The organism is Streptomyces sp. (genome assembly GCF_031181555.1).
GTDB classification, from domain to species: Bacteria; Actinomycetota; Actinomycetes; order Streptomycetales; family Streptomycetaceae; genus Streptomyces; species Streptomyces fimbriatus.
This window is the reverse complement of record NZ_JAPSKQ010000158.1, coordinates 10,112-14,740: the sequence shown is the minus strand read 5'-3', so window position 1 is coordinate 14,740 and position 4,629 is coordinate 10,112. Positions and strand designations below refer to the sequence as shown.

At 74.9% G+C, this 4,629-nt stretch carries 3 protein-coding genes; all 3 read left to right on the top strand.

Annotated features, from left to right (window positions below; genetic code table 11):
• A partial coding sequence (locus tag RIM90_RS25435) for a GNAT family N-acetyltransferase (RefSeq protein WP_309063084.1) occupies positions 1-2,672 on the top strand: 2,672 nt, incomplete at its 5' end.
• A gap of 94 nt (positions 2,673-2,766) precedes the next feature.
• Positions 2,767-3,363: a DUF5998 family protein gene (locus tag RIM90_RS25430; RefSeq protein WP_309063085.1), complete on the top strand. Its 597-nt coding sequence runs from the start codon at positions 2,767-2,769 to the stop codon at positions 3,361-3,363.
• Positions 3,363-4,610, top strand: coding sequence for an alkaline phosphatase family protein (locus RIM90_RS25425; protein ID WP_309063083.1), 1,248 nt, complete (start codon positions 3,363-3,365; stop codon positions 4,608-4,610). The genes RIM90_RS25430 and RIM90_RS25425 overlap by 1 nt, the downstream gene beginning before the upstream one ends.
• Positions 4,611-4,629 lie beyond the last annotated feature (19 nt).

Below are 4,629 nucleotides of genomic sequence, written 5' to 3'. Positions count from 1 at the left end.
CCACCCTTGCCGGAGGGCGCTCCGCGCCCGCCCCTCCTGTCTCCGACGAGGCCGAGGTCGCCTTCCTGGTGCAGGACGCCCACCAGGGCCGGGGCGTCGCCTCCGCCCTGCTCGAACACATCGGTGCCGTCGCGCGGGAGCGCGGCATCCGCCGGTTCGCCGCCGAGGTGCTGCCCGCCAACACCAAGATGATCAAGGTGTTCACCGACGCCGGGTACACCCAGAAGCGCAGCTTCGAGGACGGCGTCGTCCGCCTGGAGCTCGACCTCGAACCCACCGACCGCTCCCTGGCCGTGCAGTACGCACGCGAACAGCGCGCCGAGGCGCGCTCGGTGCAGCGACTGCTCGCCCCCGGTTCGGTGGCCGTCGTCGGCACCGGCCGCACCCCCGGCGGCGTGGGGCGCAGCATCCTCGACAACATCCGGGACGCCGGGTTCACCGGCCGCCTGTACGCCGTGAACAGGGCCCTTCCGGAAGAACAGAAGGAGCTCGACGGGGTGCCGGCCTTCCGCTCGGTGCGGGACATCGACGGGCACGTCGACCTGGCGGTCGTCGCGGTGCCCGCCGAGCGCGTCCCCGAGGCCGTCACCGAGTGCGGCGAGCACGGCGTGCAAGGGCTCGTGGTCGTCTCCGCCGGCTACGCCGAGTCCGGCCCCGACGGCCGTGAGCGCCAGCGCGCCCTCGTACGGCAGGCGCGCACGTACGGCATGCGGATCATCGGCCCGAACGCCTTCGGCGTCATCAACACGTCCCCCGGCGTCCGGCTGAACGCCTCGCTCGCCCCCGAGATGCCCCGCCCCGGCCGGATCGGGCTGTTCGCCCAGTCCGGCGCCATCGGGGTCGCCCTGCTGTCGCGCCTGCACCGGCGCGGCTCGGGCATCACCGGTGTCACGGGCGTGTCCACCTTCGTGTCGTCCGGCAACCGGGCCGACGTCTCCGGCAACGACGTCCTGCAGTACTGGTACGAGGACCCCGACACCGACGTCGCCCTCATGTACCTGGAGTCCATCGGCAACCCCCGCAAGTTCACCCGCCTCGCCCGCCGGACCGCGGCGGCGAAGCCGCTGGTCGTGGTCCAGGGCGCACGCCACGGAGCCGGGCCCCGGGGACACGCCGTACGGGCGACCCGGCTGCCGCACGCGACGGTGTCCGCGCTGCTGCGGCAGGCCGGGGTGATCCGGGTGGACACCATCACCGAACTGGTCGACGCGGGCCTGCTGCTCGCCCGCCAGCCCCTGCCGGCCGGACCCCGGGTGGCGATCCTCGGCAACTCCGAGTCCCTGGGCCTGCTCACCTACGACGCCTGCCTCGCCGAGGGCCTGCGCCCGCACCCCCCGCTGGACCTCACCACCGCCGCCTCGGCGGCGGACTTCCACACCGCGCTGTCCCGGGCGCTGGCCGACGACACCTGCGACGCGGTGGTCGTGACCGCGATCCCGGCGGTGGGGGAGGGATCGGTCGGTGACGCGGCGCTGGCCGGGGCCCTGCGCTCGGCCGCCGCCGCGACGCCGTCCAAGCCGGTCCTGGTGGTCCACGTGGAACTCGGCGGCCTCGCGGAGGCACTCTCGGCCGCCGCGAGCACGGCACCGCAGACGGCAGCGGCGGCCACCGCGCCGCGGACACCGCCGGCCACATCACCCCGGCCGCCGGTCACCACGTCCCCGGCGACCGCTTCCGGCCCCGCGGACGGCCCCCGCCCCGCACCGCCCGCCGAAGAACGCGCGCCGGCGCCGGAACACAGGCCGATCCCGGAACACACGCCCACCGCAGGCGGCCCGCCCGCCCCCGCCGCGCCGCCCGAAGGCACCCACCTCATCCCCGCCTACCCCGCCGCCGAACGCGCGGTCCGTGCCCTCGCCCAGGCCGTCGCGTACGCGCAGTGGCGGCGGGACGCCGCCGACCCCGGCAAGGTGCCCGGGTACGAGGACATCGACGAGAGGGGCGCCGCCGCGCTCATCGACGGGCTGCTCTCGCGCGGGCAGGGCCTCACCCTCGGCAGCGAGGAGACCTGTGACCTGCTCGGCACGTACGGCATTCACGTCCACCGGGCCCTGCCCGCCCCCACCCCCGACGCCGCGGCCGAGGCCGCGCGCACCCTCGGCCACCCCGTGGCCCTCAAGGCGACCGCGCCGCACCTCAGGCACCGCGCCGACCTGGGCGGCGTACGCCTGGACCTCGCGGACGAGGAGCAACTGCGCCGGGCGTACGCCGAATTGACCGAGCTGTTCGGCACACCGCAGGAGCTGCGCCCCGTGGTGCAGCGGATGGCACCGCGCGGTGTCGACACCGTCGTACGGGCGGTCATCGACCCCGCCGCCGGAGCCGTGCTCTCCTTCGGCCTCGCCGGGGCCGCCTCACAGTTGCTCGGGGACATGGCGCACCGGCTGATCCCGGTCACCGACCGGGAGGCGGCCTCGTTGGTGAGATCGATCCGGACGGCCCCGCTCCTGTTCGGCTGGCGCGGCTCGGCACCGGTCGACACTCCCGCGCTGGAGGAGCTGCTGCTGAGGGTGTCGCGGCTGGTCGACGATCACCCGGAGGTCGTGGCGGTCACCCTCGAGCCGGTCGTCGTCGCCCCGCGCGGCGTGAGCGTCCTCGGCGCCTCCGTACGCCTGGCCCCGCCCCCCGCCCGCGACGACCTCGGTCCGCGGACCCTCCCGGTGGCGTACTGAGGGCGCGCGCAGACGCCGGAAAGCCCGGGGAGAGCGGGCCGGGACGAGGTGCCCGCGCACGAGCGGTGCCTCGCAGTCGGTGGTCCCCCGTAGGATGGGCGTCATGGCCAAGACCAGTACGACGACCCAGGGGCTGCGGGCGGCGATCGAGCGCAGCGGCTACTACCCGGCCCTCGTGGCCGAGGCGGTGGAGGCCGCCGTGGGCGGCGAGCCCATCCGGTCGTACCTGGTCCACCAGGAGACGACGTTCGACCAGAACGAGGTGCGGCGGCATGTGACCGTGCTCGTCCTCACCGACCACCGCTTCATCGTCAGCCACACCGACGAGCAGGCCGCGGACAACACCTCCCCGACGCCGTACGCCACCACGTCCACGGAGTCGGTCAAGCTCGGCCGGATCTCGTCGATCGTGGTCAGCCGCGTGGTCGCCAACCCGGAGTCGTACACGCCGGGCACGCTGCCCCGCGAGATCGTGCTCACCATCGGCTGGGGCGCCGTCTCCCGCATCGACCTCGAACCGGCCGCCTGCGGCGACCCCAATTGCGAGGCCGACCACGGATACACCGGCAGCTCGACGGCGGACGACCTGAGCCTGCGCGTCAGCGAGGCGGGTGACGGACCGGAGACGGTGCGCCAGGCGCTCGCCTTCGCGCAGGCCCTCTCCGAGGCGACCGCGGACCAGACGCGCTGATGGCGCAGCCCGCACAGCCCGCGCGATCCACGTCCACCGCACAGCCGGCGTCCCCCTCGCACGCCGCCGCCTGGGACCTCCACCCGCAGCCCCTCCCCCTGGACTCCGCGCCCCGGCCCGAGTACGGCACGGGTTCGCTCGCCGACCTGCTGCCCACGCTCGCCGCGGGGATGGGCGTCCCCGGCACGACCGCCGCGATCCCCGAGCTGACCCCCGCCGACCGGAACTGCGTGTTCCTGATCGACGGGCTGGGCTGGGAGCAGCTGAAGGCGCACCCCGAGGAAGCCCCCTTCATGACGTCCCTGCTGGCCGCCTCGCGCGGCGGCACCGGGCGTCCGATCACCGCCGGCTACCCGGCGACGACCGCCACCTCCCTGGCCTCCGTGGGCACCGGCCTCCCGCCGGGCGCGCACGGCCTGCCCGGCTACACCGTGCGCAACCCGGACACCGGCGAGCTGATGAACCAGCTGCGCTGGCAGCCCTGGGCCCCGCCCGGTCCCTGGCAGCCGTACCCCACCGTCTTCCAGCTGGCCCACCGGGCGGGGGTGCACGCCGCCCAGGTCACCTCCCCGGCCTTCGAGAACACCCCGCTGACCAAGGTCGCGCTCAGCGGCGGCACCTTCCTCGGGCGGCTGTCCGGGGAGGAGCGCATGGACGTCGCGGCCGAGCAGCTGGCCGCCGCCGACCGCGCCCTGGTCTACACGTACTACGCCGAGGTCGACGGCGCGGGACACCGCTTCGGCGTCGACTCCGACACCTGGCGCGGCCAGCTCATGTACGTCGACCGCCTGGTCCAGCGTCTGGCCGAACAGCTCCCGCCGCGCAGCGCGCTCTACGTCACCGCCGACCACGGCATGATCGACGTCCCGTTCGACGAGGAGCACCGCATCGACTTCGACGAGGACTGGGAGCTGAGCGCCGGAGTGGCCCTGCTCGGCGGCGAGGGACGCGCCCGCCACGTCTACGCCGTGCCCGGCGCCGCGAACGACGTGCTGACCTGCTGGCGCGAGGTGCTCGGCGAGCAGTTCTGGGTCGCCTCGCGGGACGAGGCGATCGAGGCGGGCTGGTTCGGACCGGCGGTCGACGCGCGCGTGTACCGGCGGATCGGCGACGTGGTCGCCGCCGCGCGGGACGACGTCCTGCTGATCGCCTCCGAGCGGGAGCCGAACGAGTCGGCGATGGTCGGCAACCACGGTTCGATGACCCCTGCCGAGCAGCTGGTCCCGCTGCTCGAAGTACGCTCCTGAAGCCCGCCCCGACCCGCCG

Excerpts from the sequence above, each read along its gene's own strand:
- RIM90_RS25430 (WP_309063085.1), top strand. The coding sequence starts at position 2,767 with ATGGGCGTCATGGCCAAGACCAGTACGACGACCCAGGGGCTGCGGGCG.
- RIM90_RS25425 (WP_309063083.1), top strand. The coding sequence starts at position 3,363 with ATGGCGCAGCCCGCACAGCCCGCGCGATCCACGTCCACCGCACAGCCG.